The sequence below is a fragment of the Streptomyces kryoterrae genome (assembly GCF_054072135.1).
In genome coordinates, this window is record NZ_CM133358.1 from 2,495,779 (window position 1) to 2,514,447 (window position 18,669).

The 18,669-nt window shown below is 68.9% G+C and carries 15 protein-coding genes and 2 pseudogenes; 6 read left to right on the top strand and 11 right to left on the bottom strand.

From position 1 onward, the window contains the following. Window positions 1-13 precede the first annotated feature (13 nt). The 3 genes and pseudogenes from ACW4TU_RS10420 to ACW4TU_RS10430 all read right to left on the bottom strand — a co-directional run. Window positions 14-397 (bottom strand): annotated as a pseudogene (locus tag ACW4TU_RS10420) (LLM class oxidoreductase); the annotation flags it as partial. Between the two features lie 739 nt (window positions 398-1,136). Further along, a complete protein-coding gene (locus ACW4TU_RS10425) occupies window positions 1,137-1,487 on the bottom strand; it encodes a PRC-barrel domain containing protein (RefSeq protein WP_392653497.1) in 351 nt (116 codons plus the stop codon). A 170-nt stretch (window positions 1,488-1,657) separates the two neighbouring features. Next, on the bottom strand, window positions 1,658-1,828 hold the full coding sequence (locus ACW4TU_RS10430; RefSeq protein WP_457426888.1) for a hydrophobic protein: 171 nt from the start codon (window positions 1,826-1,828) through the stop codon (window positions 1,658-1,660). 238 nt (window positions 1,829-2,066) lie between these two features. Here ACW4TU_RS10430 and ACW4TU_RS10435 point away from each other — a divergent pair. Both ACW4TU_RS10435 and ACW4TU_RS10440 read left to right on the top strand, forming a co-directional pair. Continuing rightward, window positions 2,067-2,486, top strand: a pseudogene (locus ACW4TU_RS10435) (FMN-binding glutamate synthase family protein); the annotation flags it as partial. A 2,377-nt stretch (window positions 2,487-4,863) separates the two neighbouring features. After that, window positions 4,864-5,352 carry a flavin reductase family protein gene (locus ACW4TU_RS10440; RefSeq protein WP_457426890.1) on the top strand — a complete coding sequence of 163 codons (489 nt, stop codon included), beginning with the start codon at window positions 4,864-4,866 and terminating at the stop codon, window positions 5,350-5,352. A 447-nt stretch (window positions 5,353-5,799) separates the two neighbouring features. Here ACW4TU_RS10440 and ACW4TU_RS10445 read toward each other — a convergent pair whose 3' ends face one another. Next, on the bottom strand, window positions 5,800-6,450 hold the full coding sequence (locus ACW4TU_RS10445; RefSeq protein WP_457426892.1) for a transposase: 651 nt from the start codon (window positions 6,448-6,450) through the stop codon (window positions 5,800-5,802). A gap of 28 nt (window positions 6,451-6,478) precedes the next feature. Between ACW4TU_RS10445 and ACW4TU_RS10450 the strand changes: the two genes are divergently transcribed. Both ACW4TU_RS10450 and ACW4TU_RS10455 read left to right on the top strand, forming a co-directional pair. Continuing rightward, on the top strand, window positions 6,479-6,871 hold the full coding sequence (locus ACW4TU_RS10450) for a hypothetical protein (RefSeq protein ID WP_457426894.1): 393 nt from the start codon (window positions 6,479-6,481) through the stop codon (window positions 6,869-6,871). Between the two features lie 5 nt (window positions 6,872-6,876). Continuing rightward, the gene (locus ACW4TU_RS10455) at window positions 6,877-7,545 is read left to right on the top strand and encodes a nucleotidyl transferase AbiEii/AbiGii toxin family protein (protein ID WP_457430017.1); all 669 of its coding nucleotides are present in this window, start codon (window positions 6,877-6,879) and stop codon (window positions 7,543-7,545) included. A gap of 247 nt (window positions 7,546-7,792) precedes the next feature. On the opposite strand, the gene ACW4TU_RS10460 is transcribed toward ACW4TU_RS10455, so the two are convergent. After that, window positions 7,793-9,121 (bottom strand): class I SAM-dependent RNA methyltransferase, encoded by a 1,329-nt coding sequence (locus ACW4TU_RS10460; RefSeq protein WP_457426896.1) that lies wholly within the window; start codon window positions 9,119-9,121, stop codon window positions 7,793-7,795. Window positions 9,122-9,231: 110 nt separating this feature from the next. Next, window positions 9,232-11,280 carry an APC family permease gene (locus tag ACW4TU_RS10465; RefSeq protein WP_457426898.1) on the bottom strand — a complete coding sequence of 683 codons (2,049 nt, stop codon included), beginning with the start codon at window positions 11,278-11,280 and terminating at the stop codon, window positions 9,232-9,234. A gap of 442 nt (window positions 11,281-11,722) precedes the next feature. Here ACW4TU_RS10465 and ACW4TU_RS10470 point away from each other — a divergent pair, with 442 nt between their 5' ends. Further along, complete coding sequence (locus ACW4TU_RS10470) at window positions 11,723-12,394, top strand: NAD-binding protein (RefSeq protein ID WP_164411214.1); 672 nt, start codon at window positions 11,723-11,725, stop codon at window positions 12,392-12,394. Beyond that, a complete protein-coding gene (locus ACW4TU_RS10475; protein WP_329269919.1) occupies window positions 12,394-13,071 on the top strand; it encodes a potassium channel family protein in 678 nt (225 codons plus the stop codon). The genes ACW4TU_RS10470 and ACW4TU_RS10475 overlap by 1 nt, the downstream gene beginning before the upstream one ends. A 159-nt stretch (window positions 13,072-13,230) precedes the next feature. Here ACW4TU_RS10475 and ACW4TU_RS10480 read toward each other — a convergent pair whose 3' ends face one another. The 5 genes from ACW4TU_RS10480 to ACW4TU_RS10500 all read right to left on the bottom strand — a co-directional run bounded on the left by ACW4TU_RS10480 (window position 13,231) and on the right by ACW4TU_RS10500 (window position 18,668). Then, window positions 13,231-13,950 carry a DUF3159 domain-containing protein gene (locus tag ACW4TU_RS10480; protein WP_457426901.1) on the bottom strand — a complete coding sequence of 240 codons (720 nt, stop codon included), beginning with the start codon at window positions 13,948-13,950 and terminating at the stop codon, window positions 13,231-13,233. Window positions 13,951-13,953: 3 nt separating this feature from the next. Then, on the bottom strand, window positions 13,954-14,352 hold the full coding sequence (locus ACW4TU_RS10485; RefSeq protein ID WP_123763560.1) for an OB-fold nucleic acid binding domain-containing protein: 399 nt from the start codon (window positions 14,350-14,352) through the stop codon (window positions 13,954-13,956). 66 nt (window positions 14,353-14,418) lie between these two features. Further along, the gene (locus ACW4TU_RS10490) at window positions 14,419-15,102 is read right to left on the bottom strand and encodes a response regulator (RefSeq protein ID WP_457426903.1); all 684 of its coding nucleotides are present in this window, start codon (window positions 15,100-15,102) and stop codon (window positions 14,419-14,421) included. After that, on the bottom strand, window positions 15,099-17,711 hold the full coding sequence (locus ACW4TU_RS10495; protein WP_457426905.1) for a sensor histidine kinase: 2,613 nt from the start codon (window positions 17,709-17,711) through the stop codon (window positions 15,099-15,101). The genes ACW4TU_RS10490 and ACW4TU_RS10495 overlap by 4 nt, the downstream gene beginning before the upstream one ends. Window positions 17,712-17,894: 183 nt before the next feature. After that, window positions 17,895-18,668, bottom strand: a complete 774-nt coding sequence (locus tag ACW4TU_RS10500; RefSeq protein ID WP_457426907.1) for a DUF3710 domain-containing protein — start codon at window positions 18,666-18,668, stop codon at window positions 17,895-17,897. Window position 18,669: the final 1 nt, after the last annotated feature.

Below are 18,669 nucleotides of genomic sequence, written 5' to 3' on the forward strand. Positions count from 1 at the left end.
TGCCCTCGCCCTCTCACAGCTCGTAGCGCAGGGCGGGCAGCAGCTTCCGCTCGGCCCATTCCAGGTACGACTCCTGGTGCTCGCCGCCGATCTGGACGAGCGCGACCTCGGTGAACCCCGCGTCGACGTAAGGGCGTACGGCCTCGACGACCGCCTCCACGTCGTCGCCGCAGGGAATGGACTCGGCCACGTCCTCGGGCCGTACGAACTGCGTGGCGCCCGCGAACGCGGCGGGCCCGGGAAGTTCGGAGTTGACCGGCCGGCCGCCGCCGAACCAGCGGAACTGGTCGTGGGCGCGGGTGATCGCCGCGTCGCGGTCGGTGTCGTAACAGATCGGCAGTTGGCCGACCTTGGGCTTGCCCGTGCCGCCGTGCCGGTCGAACGCGGAGATCAGTCCTTGGGCTTGCCCGCGCGGAGATCAGTTCCGGCCGGGGTTCGGTGGCGATCAGGCTCACTCTCCTTGCATACGACGGGACGTGGATGATCAGACGCACCCGTTCACGGGGTCGGCACCCGGCCCGACCAGCCGCGGGCGTGTGGACCAGGCTGCACGGTCACGTGTCGGCGACGCGATCCTGTCGGCTGTCGAGAGACCAGCCGTGCACCGGGCCGACGCGCGCATCCATCCTGTGTCCTCTCCGCCAGTCCGTCCCGTGGTGACAGTCACGGAGCGCCCCTTCCAGCGTCGGCCGCCTCGGCTCCCACGGCGCGCGGAACGTCAGCCATGCCCCGGACGTGCACTGCCGGAATCGCGGCGCCCGTCCTCCCGGTGCCGGCCTCGTCCGTGTCGGGGATCTCCGGGTCGGGGATGTCTGGATGACGGCCCTCGGGCTCGCGCTGTTCGTCGGCGCCGGCCTGCGGATCGGGCGGGTCCCTCGGTATCGGCTTCGGTTTCGGCCCCCTCTGTTTCCGGAGGCTTCCGGACGCCGCCGCTCACGGCGTTCTCGCTTCCTCGCGCAGGGCGGGTGTCAGGCGCAGGTACCCCGACGGCCGACAATGATGCGGACCTCGACACCCCGGACGTAGAGGGTTCCGGACCGTGCGGGCGTCCAGGCCACCGCGGGGACTGCCGGGCACGGCGAAGGGCGGGCACCGGCAGAACGCCGGTGCCCGCCCCGTGTGCTGCGGAGTGACGGTCAGGCTCGGTGGTCTCCGTAGTAGCCGCCGACCTGCTCGTGGTAGCCGGGGTCACCGACGTGCTTGTCCTTGTCGAACTCGGGGGAGTTCTTGATCTCGTCCTTGGTACGGCCGACATGGATCGTCCGCTCCGCGACGTCGATGGACGAGATGACACCGGCAGGGAGCAGAACCTGCTTGCCGAAGATCCACACTCCGGTGTCGACGACGATGTAGGCGGCCCCGACGTCCTCGGAGTGCTTGTCGACCTTGCCGATGGAGCCGTCGCTCGCCTCGACCTTGAATCCGGTCAGGTCCGTCCCCGTCTGGTGGCCCAACTCGGCCGTGTAGCCCCACATGTTGTCCGTCATACAAAACCTCCCCTTGTAGTGCGTGAATACCGAGGAAGCCCGTCCGATATTTCAGTGGGCGTCCCTCGGTGGGTCGAGTGCCCACCGTTTCCCGCCCCACACAATGTGTTTTTCGGTCTGCGCATCCGTGGGCACGACGGCCAACGCGAGGGACGATACGGGTAGCTGGCTCACCAGCGGTACCAGCGGCCCCTCGCTCCACCGGTTCCGGCACTCCGGAAGACGAATCGCAGGAGCCGCAGAACGGCTACGACGGCGGCGATCCACCACAGAATGTGAAGGGAAAATCCGGCGCCAACCAATATCAGGGCGAGGAGAAGTGCAAGAATCAACACAGCCATGTCGATTCCCCTTTTCAAAAAGCCGTAATACCCACCTTGCACCGTACGACATGCGGGCATTATCCGGCCTCGCTTCCACGGTACGGCGCCGACCGTCCGCCGAGACCTCCCGTCCGCCACGGGCGTCGATCCGGCCCTCGTGCCGGGCGTCGGCGATGTCCAGGAACGCCCGGTCGACGCGGTCGGTCCGCATGAGACGGGCCAAGCGGGTTACTCGTGGGTCGTGCTGAGAAGCAGAATGGTCGCGGTGGTCGCGGGTGCCGCCGCCCTCGCAGTGGTCGGTGTGGCCGTGGCGGTGTCGCCCTGGTGGCGGACGGCGGCGGTGCCGCCGGCCATGCTCGGCGTGATCGGCATGTGGGACCTGACCCAGCGGCAGCACTCGGTGCTGCGCAACTATCCGGTGCTCGGGCACGCCCGCTTCCCGCTGGAGCGCATCCGTCCCGAGCTGCGATGGTACTTCGTCGAGCGGAACTTCGACCGGCGCCCCTTCGACCGGGACATCCGCAGCATCGTCTACGAGCGGGCCAAGGACACCGCCGCAGAGGAGCCGTTCGGCACCGAGCGCGACGTGTACCAGGCGGACTGCGAGTACCTGGTTCCCTCGATGGCTCCGCGCCCGGTGCCCGAGCACCCGCCGCGCGTGCGGATCGGAGGCCCGGCATCACCGGCATCCGCGTCACCGACCCAGCCGACCACGACGACTCGTACGCTGCGTCTTCGCCACCCCGGCTCCGTCCTCCGCGACGTACTCACCAACCCGGACGAGATTGCCGTCCTCGGCAAACCCACCGTCGAACAGGGCTGGGGCTCCACTGACCACATGTGCCGTTGCAGCGATTCCTCGTGCTGCCTGTCAAAGCGGCAAGAGCAACGGACGGCACAACCATGAAACGGTAGTGGCGCCGGTGCACGTGGCTCGCCTTTGGGACGAGATCCGAGTTGGCCGACGAAGTCGTACGGCTACGCGCCGGAGTCATGGCTGGGGCGCAGGCAGTCGTGCCCGGCCGCTCAAGACGGGCGGTCGCCCGGCCGTCGTGCGCAGTGAGATCGTCGGCCTGGCCCACTCCGACCACGATGTCGTGGAGTTCCTGCGCCGTGCCGTGCCGCGCCGGTCCGGCGTTCGGTGAGGACGCCCTCGACGACCCGATGTGGGGGGAGTGGAAAGGGGGCCGGGCGCACGAGAACGAGACTGCCTTACCTTGCGCACAGGCTCGATGTAGTCAGCGGGCCGCACAGCTCGCACAGCACTGCCGCCGTCCTCCACCGAATCGTGACCATGCCCACCCAGGGATCCGGGGAAGGAAATCCAGGGCGGGCTGTGGTCATGGCTGATCGTGCGGCACGAGAGGCACGGCTCAGCGGCGGCGGAGCATCAGGACGATAGCGACGATGACAATGATGACGACGACGGTACCCAGACCTATATACACGAGCTTCTCTTTCTCTCAGGGAGCAGCACCCATCGGTGCCGCAAAGAACCGAGTGCCCCCGTCAAAGCCTTTCAGCCCACTCCAGTGAGTCTGTTGCCCCACTGTGACATGTACCCGCAACTGCTATCCGCCACTGAAGTCCTCAGTTGCACATTTCTCCGCCGCCTCCTCATAGTTCGGCCCGCCTACGGGCAGGCCGAAAAAAGGTCGTTCATGGTCTCCCCTTCGCCCGATGGACGACCGAAAACAGTAATGCGCCGAAGTGGCAATCACGGGCACGCTGAGACCTGCGACGGCCACTTCGGTACGTGCCGCACTCCGAGCGGGCGTTCGTCATACCCCTTGCGGTTGCCAGGCCCCTCTCGGCCTCGGACAACCCGGCGGAGAGCCAGGAGGCAGCGAAAGAGGTCGACAAACGCCTGCCGGCCCAAGCGTGCTTCATGGGCCTTCACGCACCTGGACGACCGACATCCCCTCGCGGACCCCCACCGAAGTCGGCCCAATCTCCATGTGTTCCTGCAACGGCGACCTTCCGGCCAACGCTCGCTTCCCAACCTCGGCCGCCCGTCGGCCACCAGAGGGGCCCTACACGCCTCCGAGTCGACGGCATGCCCATAGCGTGCCCTTAAGAGCGGTAAACCACGGTCAACAAAGGTACGCTTCCGCACCTCTGGGCGCCACGGGAGCACATAAGACCAGGCCAGAAGCTGCCCAACCCGGCAAGTGCCGTAGCTTCCCAAGCTGAGAGTGCGAGTTCGATTCTCGCACCCGCTCCATATTGAAACCCCAGGTCGGCGGCCTGGGGTTGTTTGTTATCTAGACCATTTCCACCGGTGCCGCGCCCTCCGTGTGCCCTAATCCGGGCAAATAAGGTCCAAGTCGCGTACGCGAGGTGGCACTTCATACTGAGCGGCCTGAGCGGCCGCGCGCCGATGAGTCCACGAATGCGGCACGAGATTGCCAAGGAGTTCGAGCGTGCCGCCCGCAAGCACCCCGTCCGTGTCCCTGTTCAGGTGGACAGCCCGGAGCTGCCAGTAGGGCTGGGAGGAAGGGCCGGCGTAGAGAATGACCCGCACCTCTCACGTCTCTTGACCTCGCTCGATGATCTGGCCGGACTACAACCAGGGGTCTCCGCCGACGTGGCGTTCGTCGAAACCGAAGGGCTCCCGCCGTCTGAGGCCAAGAAGCTGGCCCTCCACACCGAGCCGCTGCGGGTGCGCACACCCTGCGGAACGGCCGCGCGCCGACGGGCCGGTCATCGCCAGCGCTCCGCGTACCCGCCTCGGGTCGCTTCAGGCGCCCGGCGTCCGGGCGACCGCAGGAGCGCTGTAGGACCGGGCCGACGCCGTACGGCTGCAGGGACGGCGACAAGGATCAGAGCCGGGAATCCGCCGAGGACCACGACGAACCTCGTCGGCACGATCGCGACGAACACTTTCGGTAGCAGCTCCATGACAGTCAGGTCCGCATCGAACTGCCCCCCGCCTCGAACGGGCGCGGGCGGGTGTCGTCCCTCCGCGACCGCACGGCACGTCGCGAGCCGCCCGGGGCACGGAACCGTTGAACACTTGGCCGACATCCGATCCCGAGGCGGGAAGCGAAACCGTGACCGATCTCGATCCCTTCACCGACCTGCTCGACTACCCGATGTACATCGTGACCGCGCGGGCCGGCGGGGAAAGAGCCGGCTGCCTGGTCGGATTCGCCTCGCAGTGCTCGATTCGGCCCGCCCGGTTCATGGTCTGGCTGTCCAAGGCCAACCGGACGTACCGGGTGGCCGAGCACGCCGAACGACTCGCGGTCCACCTTCTCCGCCGCGACCAGGACCGGTCGGCCCGGCTCTTCGGCGGCGAGACCGGCGACCGCACCGACAAGTTCACCGACGTCCCGTGGCATCCAGGACCGGGCGGAGCACTGATCCTCGACGAGGCCGCCGCCTGGTTCGTCGGTCGTGTGGAGGACCGGATCGACGGCGGCGACCACGTCGGTTTCCTTCTCGCTCCGGAGGCGGCGGAAAACCTCGCGGGCAGCCGCACCCCCGTGCTAACGCTCGACGACACCCATGGCATCACCCCGGGCCACCCTGCGAACTGACCGGCGCCCCTTCCCGGGCCAACCCGGTCGCCCGCGCCGTCTCACCGCTTCCGTCACGAGCCCGGGCTTCGTCCGCGGGGTGCCGGAGGTCGGTCGTCCGGACGCCGGGTTCGCTGTGGTCGGTCTGCTGCGACGCGTACCCCGTGCGCCCGAGACAGTGGTTCAGCGGGGCGGGCGCGCCCACGTAGTACTGCTTGCGGGACGGCCAACGGGCCGTGGCTGTCTCACCTCCTGCGCCAGGACCGGCCGCATCCGGGGATGCGTCAGTTTCCATCAAGGGCGCCTAAGCCTTGATCCACCGACGCGGTTTTGAAGTGGTCTCCGAGGGTTTGCGGGGTGGGTTCTTGACTGCTGGCTGGGTGTGGGCAGGTGGTATCCGCTGGTCTGCCCAGCTTTTCCACGTTTCGGTTTCGGTTGGGCCTCGGTGGGCGGGTCGGGCAGGGGCTGTCAGGCTGGTTGGGGTGGGCGGTGGACGGTGTCGAACAGTTGTGTCCACGCGTCTCGCCAGGGCCAGTTGCGCGGCAGGTGCAAGGTGATGCGCCGTGCGGAGCGGGCGATCCTGGCAGGGACCTGGACCAGGTGGGCGTGGAGGGTGGCGGTAGTGGCCTTGGCGTGGAAGGCGGAGGTCAGCGCGCCAGTGGCCCTCAGCAGGTTGTAGGCCATCGCCCACAGGGTCAGCCATGCCGCGTTCGCGTTGAACTTCCCCGACGGCAGGTGGGCCAGGGCGGAGGCTTTGCTGTCGGCGATGACCTGCTCGACGACGGCGTGGTGGCGGTGTTCCCGCTCGGCCTGGAGGGTCTCGGCAGGGTTGTCGGTGAAGAACGGGTGGTAGCGCCAGGCGGGGAACAGCTCGCCCTGCTCGCCGACGGTGGCGGGTCTGGCCAGGTCGCGGACGCGGCGCACGATCAGCCGGGCGGTGACCTGCTCGCCCTTCTTGCGGCCGGTGAACGCGGTGTAGGCGAGGATCTCGGCGACCTCGGCGCCTGAGATGAGCTCACCGGTGTCGGGGTCGGCCACTGCGGTGGGGTACGTGATCTGCTGCCATGCGGCGTCGGGGATGGCCAGGACGGCCCGTACGTCACAAATCGCGCCCCGCATCACGACTCGGGCCCTCCATAATGAAGTCATGGCCACCAGCCCCCAATCCCCAGCATCGGTACGGAAAGACCTCTCCAGCGCGTACGCCGAAGACCTCGCCCTGTACCGGGAGAAGTTCCGGCGGCGTCTGCCGGAATCGCTGGACGAATTGCACGGCCCGACCCGGGGAGTCGTAGAGCTCCCACTGCACGTGGCCTGGTCCGGGATGACCTCGTACGATCTGGGCAAGCCGCGTCAGCGAATGGGCCTGTACCGCACCGTCCTGCACGAGGGCCTGAGCGACGACCTGCCCCACTACCTCAATCAGGACCTACTCCTGCAGATGTGGCCGGTGCTCCGCACCCTCGTCGGGCGCACCGTGCGCACTGTGTGGGAGGACGCGTTCCCCAAGCTCGCCGCCCGCACCGGAGCAGCCGCGTGACGGACATGCCGGAGCTGCATGCACGGCTCCTGGCGGATGTGATCGCCCTCGGTTCCCCCTACCCACTAGTTCTCACTGGCGGATACGCAGTGCGGGCCCATCGCCTGGTCAGCCGCCCCAGCCAGGATCTCGACGTCGCCACTGAGAACCCGGCGCCCATGGCCGATATCGCCGCCACGCTCCGCACCGGCCTGGAATCGAGAGGCTGGCAGGTGCAGGCGCTGGAAACCGCCCCGCTGTCCGCCCGCTTCACCGTGTCCGACCCGGTCACCGGGCAGGACTGCGAGGTCGACATCCTCAAGGAGATTTTCTGGCGGCCAGTCGTCCAGAGTGCGTACGGACCCGTCCTCGCGGAAGAGGACGTGATCGGGACCAAGGTCCGGGCACTCGCCGACCGCGGTGCGCCCCGCGACCTGATCGACGTCTTCGCGGCTTCCCACCGCTGGAGCACGGCCGACCTCGAAGAATTCGGCCGTCGGCACGCCCGTGGCCGCTTTGAGCGGGAAGACCTACAGGCCAGCCTCACAGGAGCCGAGTGGACCGACCACGAGGCTTTCGCCGCCTACGGTCTCGATGACTCCACCATCACCGCACTGCGCGCCTGGGCCGTGGCCTGGGCCGACGCCCTTGCGGCCTTGCTTCTTGAGGAATCCGAAGAGCCGGACGCCGACTGATGGCGTAGCCACATCGACACAGCGTGACGCTCGCTCGAACGGATACACCTGCGCGCCTGACATGCCCTCAAGACGAGCGTCGTTTGAGCGTCAATGTTTTTGGGTGGCAGAGTGGCACCGCTGCCAGCCTGGTCGCCGATAGCGCGAAACCCTGCAGGTCAGAGCGCCAGAGGTAAGCAGCCGACTGCTCAACCTGATGGCTGACCGGAAACAGGTCGAACCAGCCAGCAATCGACGAAACCGCAGGTCAGGACCCCTTAGCGACCGGCTCCAGAATCGCCACACACTCCACATGGTGCGTCATCGGAAACAGGTCGAAAGCCCGCAACGTCCGCACCCGATACCCCCCGTCGCGGAAGTACCCCAGGTCCCGCGCCAGCGCCGCCGGGTCGCACGCCACGTACGCGATCTTCCTCGCCCCCAGCTTCACCAGCTGCTCGACCGTCTTCCGCCCCGCCCCCGCGCGCGGCGGGTCCAGGACGATGAGGTCGACCTCGGTGATACCCGTGCGCGGCAGGACCGCCTCGACCTTGCCCTGTTCGATGCGGACGCGGTCGAAGGCGGCGAGGTTGTGCCGGGCGTCCTCGACCGCGCGCTTGCCCGACTCGATGCCGAGGACCGCGCCCTTGTCGCCGATCCGGTCGGCGAGGGCGCCCGCGAAGAGGCCGACGCCGCAGTAGAGGTCGAGGGCCATGTCTCCCTTGCGCGGGAGGAGGCCCTGCATGACCGCCTTCGTCAGCATGTCCGCCGCCGCCGGGTGGACCTGCCAGAAGCCACCGCTGCCGACCCGGTGCGTACGGCCGTCGGCGCGCTCGCGGACGAAGGCGCGGCCGTGGACCCGGTGGATGCCACCGTCGTGCTCCTCGACCCGCATGACGGAGACGGGCTTGTCGAGCTCGACCAGGGGCAGACGGGCGCCCGGCTTCGGCTCCAGGATGACCATGCGGTCCTGGGATCCGGTCGCGGCGATCACGTCGACGGACTCCATGCCGGACCAGTCGTGCTTCTCGATGCCCAGCTCGCTGACGCCGGGCGCCGCGATCATGCAGTGCTCGATCGGCTCGACCTCGTGCGAACGGTGGTGCCGCAGCCCGGCGTTGCCGTCCGCGTCCACCGCGTACTGGACCCTCGTACGCCACTGGGGCACCTCGCCCGGCGGCAGCTTGTCGCCCTCGGCCGGCATGACCGTGCCGTCCCAGCCGGCCTCCTCCGGGGTCAGGCCGGCGAGCCGCTGCAGCTGCTCGGTGATGACCTCGCCCTTGAGGCGGCGCTGGGCGCCCGGCTTGGCGTGCTGCCAGTCGCAGCCGCCGCAGCGGCCGGGTCCGGCGTACGGACAGGGGGCCTCGACCCGGTCCTTGGACGCCGTCAGCACCTCCACCGCGTCGGCGCGCAGGAACCGCGCGCCCTCCTCGCCGTCCGTCACCCTGGCCACGACCCGCTCACCGGGCAGCGTGTGCCGGACGAAGAGCACCTGCCCGTCATCCGTACGGGCGACGCAGTGGCCGCCATGGGCGACGGGACCGACCTCGACCTCGTACTCCTGCCCCGCCAGCGATTTCTTCGGTTCTGCCTGCATGGCGGGGTGACTCCAAGGGAGGGAAAAGGGAACGGCCGGACAACAGCCCACCAGTCTACGTGGGCGCCGCCCGACCACTCACCACAAGCCCGAGCGGGCCCCCCGGCTCGTCACTTCTTCGTGCTGGGTTCGCGTGGCCGCTCCTCGGCGGGCCCGCGCCGGACGGATCCGGGCGCGTTCCACTCCGACCGCTTGCGCGCCCGCTTCTTGGCCACCTCGGACGACTCGAGCTGGTAGGGCACCGACGTCACCATGACGCCCGGGGTGAACAGCAGGCGCCCCTTGAGCCGCAGCGCGCTCTGGTTGTGCAGCAACTGCTCGTACCAGTGGCCGACCACGTACTCCGGGATGATCACGGACACGACGTCGCGCGGCGACTCCCGGCGCAGCCCCTTCACGTACTCGATCACCGGCCGGGTGATCTCCCGGTACGGCGAGTCGAGCACCTTCAGCGGGACGGTGATCCCCCGCCGCTCCCACTCCTCCCGCAGCGCCTTCGTCTCCGCCGGATCGACGTTGACGCTGAGCGCCTCCAGCGTGTCGGAACGCATCAGCTTCGCGTACGCGAGCGCGCGCAGCGTGGGCCGGTGGATCTTCGAGATCAGGACGACCGAGTGCACCCGCGACGGCCGTACGCTGTCGTCGCTCGGGCCCTCCGGGGCGGCGATCTCCTCGGAGACCCGGTCGTAGTGCTTACGGATCGCCGTCATCACCGCGTAGAAGATCACCATGCCGAGCAGCGCCACCCAGGCACCGTGCGTGAACTTCGTACCGAGTACGACGACCAGCACCAGCCCGGTGAAGAAGGCGCCGAAGGTGTTGATGGCGCGGGAGCGGACCATCTGCCGGCGCTTCGTCTGGTCCTTCTCGGTCGCCAGGTGGCGGTTCCAGTGCCGGACCATGCCGGTCTGGCTGAGCGTGAAGGACACGAACACACCGACGATGTACAGCTGGATGAGGCGGGTCGAGTCAGCCCCGTAGATCCACACCAGCAGGATGGCGGCGCCGGCGAGCAGCACGATGCCGTTGGAGAAGGCGAGCCGGTCGCCGCGCGTGTGAAGCTGGCGCGGCAGGTAGCGGTCCTGCGCGAGGATCGAGCCGAGCAGCGGGAAGCCGTTGTACGCGGTGTTGGCGGCCAGGAAGAGCACCAGCGCGGTGGCGGCGGCCAACAGGATGAAGAAGAAGCTGCCGTCACCGAACACGGCCTCGGCGACCTGCGAGATCACCGGGTTCTGGACGTAGCCGGAGCCGACCTCGACGCCCTTGTCCAGCAGGTCGTGCGCGGGGTTCTCGGCCATGCGCACCTTGGTGGTCATGGCCAGCACGATGATCCCGCAGAACATCGTGACGGCGAGGATACCCATCGCCGCGAGTGTGGTCGCCGCGTTCTTGGACTTGGGCTTGCGGAAGGCCGGCACACCGTTGGAGATGGCCTCGACGCCGGTGAGCGCGGCACAGCCGGAGGAGAAGGCGCGCAGCAGCAGGAACACGAGTGCGAAACCGGCCAGCCCCTGGTGCTCGGCCTTGATCTCGTAGCCGGCCGTCGGCGCGCGCATGTGGTCGCCCAGCACCAGGCCGCGGAACGCGCCCCAGGCGATCATGATGAAGACGCCCGCGACGAACACGTACGTCGGAATCGCGAACAGCTTCCCGGACTCCTTGACGCCCCGCAGGTTCATCAGCGTCAGCAGCACGATGACGGCGACCGCGCAGGACACCTTGTGCTCGACGACGAAGGGGACGGCGGAGCCGAGGTTCTCGATACCGGAGGCGATGGACACGGCGACGGTCAGCACGTAGTCGACGAGCAGCGCGCTGGCGACCGTGAGGCCGGCCTTGGGGCCGAGGTTGGTGGTCGCCACCTCGTAGTCGCCGCCGCCGCTCGGGTACGCGTGCACGTTCTGCCGGTAGGAGGCGACCACGGTGAACATCAGTACGACGACAGCGACCGCGATCCACGGGCTGAAGTGGTAGGCCGACACGCCCGCGATCGACAGGACCAGCAGCACTTCCCCGGGAGCGTAGGCCACGGAGGAAAGGGGGTCGGAGGCGAAGACGGGGAGAGCGATGCGCTTCGGCAGGAGCGTTTCGCCGAGCCGATCACTGCGCAGTGCGCGCCCGATCAGGATCCGTTTGGGCACGTCGGTCAGTTTGGACACGGACAGGATCGTAAGCTCCCCACCTTGTTCTGGGCACATCCGGGTGAAAACCCGACGGTCCGCCGAGTGAAATCCCGGTATCCGAGACAGGCGAACACCCCTGGCACCGCGTCCTCATGGCTATATGACGAAACCACAGCACCCCTTATGCCCTCTTCAGTCATCTTTACGGCCTCACCGCTTCCCCTCTTGCCCGGGAGAACCCATGCCGCAACTCGCCGCGGAGCTGATCGGCGCCGCCGTCGCACTCGTCCTCCTCGCCCTGCTGACCGCTGCCAGCGTGCGCAGCATCAGCCGCAGGTAAGCGGCCCACAGGTACACATGGACCGCACACGGGGGTGCCCCGCGCCCACCGTGCGTGTATAGCTTGGGCGGGGGTCTGAGACCCTGTTCAAGCCAGGTCGACAACGGCGGGCTTCGACATCGGATCGGAAGGACGGTCGTGCACATCGTCATCATGGGCTGCGGCAGAGTGGGTTCCGCTCTCGCGCAGACCCTGGAGCAACAGGGGCACACGGTCGCCGTGATCGACCAGGACCCCACCGCCTTCCGACGACTGGGCTCCGGGTTCGGCGGCCGTCGTGTCACCGGGGTCGGCTTCGACCAGGACACCCTGCGCGAGGCGGGCATCGAGGACGCCGGCGCGTTCGCCGCCGTCTCCAGCGGTGACAACTCGAACATCATCGCCGCCCGGGTGGCCCGCGAGATGTTCGGCATCGAGAACGTCGCGGCCCGCATCTACGACCCGCGCCGCGCCGAGGTCTACCAGCGGCTGGGCATCCCGACCGTCGCCACGGTCCGCTGGACGGCCGACCAGATGCTGCGCAGGCTGCTGCCGTCCGGTGCGGAGCCGCTGTGGCGCGATCCCACGGGTGGCGTTCAGCTGGCCGAGGTGCACGCGTCGTCCGCCTGGGTGGGCCACAAGATCAGCAAGATGCAGGACGAGACCGGCGTGCGTGTCGCCTTCCTCACCCGCCTGGGCGAGGCGGTTCTGCCCACCTCGCAGACGGTGCTGCAGGAGGGCGACCTGGTACACGTGATGATGCGTACGGACCACGTCGAGAAGGTCGAGGCGTCCTTCGCCGAGGGCCCTGAAGAGGAGGCCGGTCACTGATGAGGGTCGCCATTGCCGGTGCCGGTGCCGTCGGCCGCTCGATCGCGGGCGAGCTGCTGGAGAACGGCCACGAGATCCTGCTGATCGACAAGGCCCCCACGGCCATCTCGGTCGAGCGAGTCCCCCAGGCGGAGTGGCTGCTGGCCGACGCCTGCGAGATCACCTCGCTGGACGAGGCGGCTCTGCAGCGCTGCAACGTCGTGATCGCCGCGACGGGCGACGACAAGGTGAACCTGGTCGTGTCCCTGCTCGCGAAGACGGAGTACGGCGTTCCGCGCGTCGTCGCCCGCGTCAACAACCCCAAGAACGAGTGGCTGTTCACCGAGGCCTGGGGCGTGGACGTGGCGGTCTCCACCCCCCGCCTGATGTCGGCCCTGGTCGAGGAGGCGGTGAGCGTCGGCGACCTGGTACGCCTGCTCCGCTTCAGCCACGGCGACGCGAACCTGGTCGAACTGACCCTCCCCCCGGAGTCGGCGCTGGCCGGTACCCAGGTCGGCGATGTGGAGTGGCCGGAGGACACGTCCCTGGTGACGATCATCCGCGGCACCCGGGTCCTGACGCCGACCCGGGAGGACTCCCTGGAAGCCGGCGACGAACTCCTGTTCGTCGCCGCCCAGGCCAGGGAGGAACAACTGGAGGACCTCCTGTCGGTACGCAAGGAGGAAGCCCCGAGCTGATCGATTCAGCCCGTCTGGGGTCCCCCCTCTGGGGGAGTTTGAGGACGAGCGCGTTCAGCGCGAAAGGGGGGTCTGGGGGCACAGCCCCCAGGAACGGGACGGGTAGGGGCGGCGGGGGCGAAACAAGCCCGCGCCCGCCCCCACTCCCCCACTGGGAACCTACTCGGAAGAAGAAGCCGCGGCCTTCCGCTCCTCAGCCGCCCGCTCCTCCGCCTCCATCTCAGCGAACACATCGATCGGCGCCGGCGCCTTCGCCAGGAACACCCATGTGAGCCACACGGCCAGCAGGAACGGCGGAATCTTCAACGCCACCAGCACCCACCCCAGCGACGCCGTGTCCGCCCACCAGTACAGCGGGAAGAGAATCGCGCACTTGGCGAGCAGGATCAGCCCCCACGCCCAACTGGCCTTCGCGTACGCCTTCTTGCGCCCCGGATTCCGCGTACGCCAGGAGAGGTTCTCCTTGAAGACCGGGCCGAGGATCAGCCCGAGCAGCGGAACACCGAACAACGTCGTGATGATGTAGGCCAGCGACAGCCCCAGCGTGTAGAGCATGCCGGGCAGATAGAAGTCCTTGGCATTGCCCGTCATCATCGCGAAGACGACACCAAAGGCGACACCGAACACACCACTGAAGGCGTGCTTGACGGTGTCCTTCATGACGAGGCGCACCACGACCAGGAGCACCGAGACACCGAGGGCCGCGATGGCCGACGAGTGCAGGTCCTTGTTGATCGTGTAGATCGTGACGAAGAGCAGCCCCGGCAGGACCGTCTCGATCATGCCCCGCAGACCGCCGAACGCCTCGAAGAGCGCGGCCTCGGTCACCGCCCTGGAATCCTGCTGGGCGTCTTCGGTCGGCTTGTCGAGCGACGTCACCGGCTACTCCCGTCCGAGGGGTCTCAGTTCGTATTTCGGATTGAACAGCACGCGGCGGCCCCGGCTCATCGAGATCCGCCCCGACGCGATCAGCTTGCGCCCCGGCTCTATCCCGACGATGGAACGCCTGCCCAGCCACACCACGTCCAGCGCGGCCGAACCGTCGAAGAGCTCGGCCTCCAGGGCCGGAACCCCCGCCCTCGGCCGCAGCGTGACCGTGCGCAAGGTACCAGTAACCGTCACTATCTGTCGGTCGTGGCAGTCACCGATGCGCGTACAGCCCGCGGTCTCGGTGTCCTCGCGCAGCTCCTCGGACTCCAGGTCCTCCTGCGACGAGGAGAGCCGGTCGAGCATGCGCCGGAACCGGCCCACCGGCTTCTCGGAACGAGGAACAGCACTCATACCTGAAGCGTACCGGCGCCCACCGACACCGACGTACCCCGGGACCATGCCTCACCGGGGACGGCCCTACCGCTCGAACCGGTACCCCATGCCGGGTTCGGTGATGAAGTGCTTCGGATGCGAGGGATCCGCCTCCAGCTTGCGCCGCAGCTGCGCCATGTACACGCGCAGATAGTTGGTCTCCGTCCCGTACGACGGCCCCCACACCTCCTGGAGCAGCTGTCTCTGGCTGACCAGCCGTCCCGTGTTGCGCACGAGCACCTCCAGCAGATGCCACTCCGTGGGCGTCAGCCGTACGTCACGCCCGTCGCGGTGGACCTTTTTCGCGGCCAGGTCGACGGTGAACTCGTCGGTCTCCACCATGACGTCGTCCTCGGCGCTCCCGGTGGGCTCGGCCCGGCGGACGGCGGCCCGCAGCCGGGCCAGCAGTTCGTCCATGCCGAAGGGCTTGGTGACGTAGTCGTCGGCGCCCGCGTCGAGCGCCTCGACCTTCTCGTCGGACGAGTGCCGGGCCGAGAGGACCAGGATGGGCACCCGCGTCCACCCCCGGAGCCCCTTGATCACCTCGACGCCGTCCATGTCGGGCAGCCCCAGGTCGAGCACGACCACGTCGGGATGGCGGGCGGCGGCGAGTTCGAGAGCGGTGGCACCGTCGGGGGCCGCGTCGACCTCGTACTTGCGTGCCTTGAGGTTGATCACGAGGGCACGCACGATCTGCGGCTCGTCCTCGACCACCAGCACCCGGGTCATGAAACCTGCCTCTCCGACTCTGCCGCCACTGTCCCTGCCGCCACCGTCGGCACTTCTGTTCCCGTTTCCGTCGCCCCTGCCCCACCACGCCGCAGGAACTCATCCCCTGCGCCCGCCCTCGCCGCCCGCACCGTGAGCACCATGCTCAGCCCGCCCCCGGGCGTGTCCTCGGCCCGCAGGGTGCCGCCCATCGCCTCGGCGAACCCCCGGGCCACCGCGAGCCCCAGCCCCACCCCGGCCCCGCGCGGAGCGTCACCGTACCGCTGGAAGGGCTCGAAAATGCGGTCCTTCGCCTCGTCCGGCACGCCCGGACCCCGGTCCACCACCCGTACCTCCACCCGCTCGGCGATGGCACTGGCGGCCACCAGCACCGTCTCCCCGGCCGGGCTGTACTTGACGGCGTTCTCGACCAGGTTGGCCACCGACCGCTCCAGCAGTCCGGGGTCGACGGCGACCATCGGCAGGGTCTCGGGAATGTCCAGCTCGACACTGTCCTCGGGTACGCCCCCCAGCGCCATCGGCACCACCTCGTCGAGGTCGATCTCCCTGATCAGCGGGGTGACGGTGCCGGTCTGGAGCCTGGACATGTCGAGCAGGTTGCCCACCAGGTGGTCGAGTCGGTCGGCGCCGTCCTCGATGCCGGCCAGCAGTTCGGCCTGGTCCTCCTCGGACCACGCCACGTCGTCCGACCGCAGCGAGGAGACCGCCGCCTTGATCCCGGCCAGTGGCGTACGGAGGTCATGGCTGACGGCGGCGAGCAGCGCCGTGCGGATCCGGTTGCCCTCGGCGAGGGTACGCGCCTGGTCGGCCTGGGACTGGAGGCGCCGGCGGTCCAGCACCACGGCCGCCTGGGCTGCGAACGCGGCCAGCACGCGCCGGTCGGCGGCGGGCAGTACCCGGCCGGACAGCGCGAGCGCCATGTGGTCGCCGACCGGCATGTCCACGTCCGCGTCCTCCGGCCGCTCCACCGCCTGCCGGGTGCCGACGCTGCCCGCGCAGGTCCACGGATCGACGTCGGAGACGCGCTCCAGCAGAGCCACGGACTCCATGCCGAAGGTCTCCCGGACCCGGTCGAGAAGGGCCTCCAGGCTGGTCTCGCCGCGCAGGACGCTGCCCGCGAGGAAGGAGAGGATCTCCGACTCCGCCCGCAGCCGGGCCGCCTGATGCGTGCGCCGGGCGGCCAGATCCACCACGGACGCCACCGACACGGCGACCCCGAAGAAGATCACGAGAGCGACGATGTTCTTCGGGTCGGCGATGGTGAGCCGGTGGTACGGCGGCGTGTAGTAGTAGTTCAGCAGCAGTGAGCCGACGGCCGCCGAGGCCAGCGCCGGATAGAGGCCGCCGAGCAGGGCCGCCGCCACCGTGAGCGCCAGGAACAGCAGCATGTCGTTGGCGAGACCGAGGTCGACGGCGTTGAGCAGCAGCGCGAGGAACACCGGACCGGCCACACCGACCAGCCAGCCCCACACGATCCGCGCCCGCCCGAGCCTGGCCCCCCGGGCCACGGGCAGCCCGCGCCCCTTGCCGGCCTCGTCGTGGGTGATCAGATGGACGTCGAGGTCGGGCCCCGAGTCCCGGGCCACGGTCGCGCCGACCCCGGGCCCGAAGACGTACTGCCAGGTCTTGCGCCGGGAGACGCCCAGCACGATCTGCGTGGCGTTCACGCCCCGGGCGAAGTCCAGCAGCGCCACCGGGACGTCGTCCCCGACCACATGGTGAAACGTTCCGCCAAGGTCCTCGACCAAGGTGCGCTGGACGGCCAGCTCCTTCGGCGAGGCGTTGGTCAGACCATCGCTGCGGGCGACGTAGACGGCCATGACCTCGCCGCCGGCGCCCTTCTCGGCGAGCCGCGCGGCCCGCCGGATCAGCGTGCGGCCCTCGGGTCCCCCGGTCAGTCCGACGACGATCCGCTCACGCGAGCCCCAGATCCTGGAGACCTGGTGCTCACTGCGGTACTCGGTCAGGTACTCGTCGACCCGGTCCGCCACCCACAGCAGCGCCAGCTCCCGCAGAGCGGTCAGGTTTCCGGGCCGGAAGTAGTTGGCGAGAGCCGCGTCGACCTTGTCGGACTTGTAGATGTTGCCGTGGGCCATCCGCCGCCGCAGCGCCTGCGGGGACATGTCGACCAGCTCGATCTGATCCGCCCGCCGGACCATCTCGTCGGGAACGGTCTCCTGTTGACGTACACCAGTGATCGACTCAACCACATCACCCAACGACTCAAGATGTTGAATGTTGACAGTCGAGATCACGTCAATACCCGCGGCAAGCAGCTCCTCCACGTCCTGCCAGCGCTTGGTGTTGCGCGAGCCGGGAATGTTGGTGTGCGGCAGTTCGTCCACCAGGGCGATCTGCGGGCGACGGGCGAGTACGGCGTCCACGTCCATCTCGGTGAACACGGATCCGCGGTAGGGCAGGTCCCTGCGCGGGATCTGCTCCAGCCCGTGCAGCATCACCTCCGTACGCGGCCGGCTGTGGTGTTCCACGAAGGCCACCACACAGTCGGTCCCGCGCTCGACACGGCGGTGCGCCTCGGACAGCATCGCGTACGTCTTGCCGACGCCCGGTGCCGCACCGAGGTAGATCCGAAGCTTGCCGCGTCCCATGGCCTCATTGTCTTCCCGTGCCCGCTGACTGCGCAGCGTCGACCCTACGTCCAACAAAGTCGACAAAAGGGACAAGAGGCAGGCCGGGGCACGTCTTTGACGCAACCCTGACGCACCGGCGAACGGAGTACGGGCCGTACTCCTCGGTGAGGAGTACGGCCCGTACCGTGAAAGATGACGCGGCTAACGAACCTCGGTGATCTCCGGTCCGCGCTGGAGCTGGCCCATGCCGCCGCCGAAGCGGGAGCCCGCCTCCTCCTCCTCGACCTGCGAGACGCCCTCGGGCACCATCTGCGCGTCGTTCGGCAGCTTCAGGACGATCGGGTCGCGGGGCGCCATCGGCCCCTCGCCACGGACGACGACCGTGTCCCTGAAGATCTGCTCCAGAAGACCGGCGGCCTGCGGCTGCACGGCGCCCTGCCCGGAGATGACCCCTCGCAGGAACCACCGCGGACCGTCCACACCGACGAACCGCACGACCTGGAAACCGCCCGTGCCGTCCGGCAGTTGCACCGGCACCTGCGCGCGCAGCTCCCAGCCCAGCGGCCCCTCGACCTCGTCGACGATGCCACCCTGCTGGGTGATGCCGCTGGCGATCTCCTCGCGCACCTCACCCCAGATGCCCTCACGCTTGGGCGCGGCGAAGGCCTGGAGCTGCACGGCGCTGTCGCGCAGCACGACGGTCGCCGCGACGATCGCGTCGCCCGCGACCTCTACCCGCAGCTCCATGCCGTCGACCCCGGGCACGAACAGTCCGCCCAGGTCCACCCGGCCCTCGCCGGGCTCGCGCACCTCGGTGTCGTCCCAGGGTCCGTCGGGACGCGGCTCCGGCTCCAGCCGGACGCGCCCACGGCCGCCCGCTGCTTCGTCCGCCTCAGTGCCGACGCTGTCGACGACCTGCTCGGCCTCGCCGGCCGCGTCCTCGGCGGCACCCTTCTTCTTGCGACGTCCGAACACG

What these genes read in the sequence shown, in the direction of transcription:
- ACW4TU_RS10425 (WP_392653497.1), bottom strand. Translation starts at nt 1,487, where the DNA reads ATGACGGACAACATGTGGGGCTACACGGCCGAGTTGGGCCACCAGACG.
- ACW4TU_RS10430 (WP_457426888.1), bottom strand. Translation starts at nt 1,828, where the DNA reads ATGGCTGTGTTGATTCTTGCACTTCTCCTCGCCCTGATATTGGTTGGC.
- ACW4TU_RS10445 (WP_457426892.1), bottom strand. Translation starts at nt 6,450, where the DNA reads ATGCGGGGCGCGATTTGTGACGTACGGGCCGTCCTGGCCATCCCCGAC.
- ACW4TU_RS10450 (WP_457426894.1), top strand. Translation starts at nt 6,479, where the DNA reads ATGGCCACCAGCCCCCAATCCCCAGCATCGGTACGGAAAGACCTCTCC.
- ACW4TU_RS10455 (WP_457430017.1), top strand. Translation starts at nt 6,877, where the DNA reads ATGCCGGAGCTGCATGCACGGCTCCTGGCGGATGTGATCGCCCTCGGT.
- ACW4TU_RS10460 (WP_457426896.1), bottom strand. Translation starts at nt 9,121, where the DNA reads ATGCAGGCAGAACCGAAGAAATCGCTGGCGGGGCAGGAGTACGAGGTC.
- ACW4TU_RS10475 (WP_329269919.1), top strand. Translation starts at nt 12,394, where the DNA reads ATGAGGGTCGCCATTGCCGGTGCCGGTGCCGTCGGCCGCTCGATCGCG.
- ACW4TU_RS10485 (WP_123763560.1), bottom strand. Translation starts at nt 14,352, where the DNA reads ATGAGTGCTGTTCCTCGTTCCGAGAAGCCGGTGGGCCGGTTCCGGCGC.
- ACW4TU_RS10490 (WP_457426903.1), bottom strand. Translation starts at nt 15,102, where the DNA reads ATGACCCGGGTGCTGGTGGTCGAGGACGAGCCGCAGATCGTGCGTGCC.
- ACW4TU_RS10495 (WP_457426905.1), bottom strand. Translation starts at nt 17,711, where the DNA reads ATGGGACGCGGCAAGCTTCGGATCTACCTCGGTGCGGCACCGGGCGTC.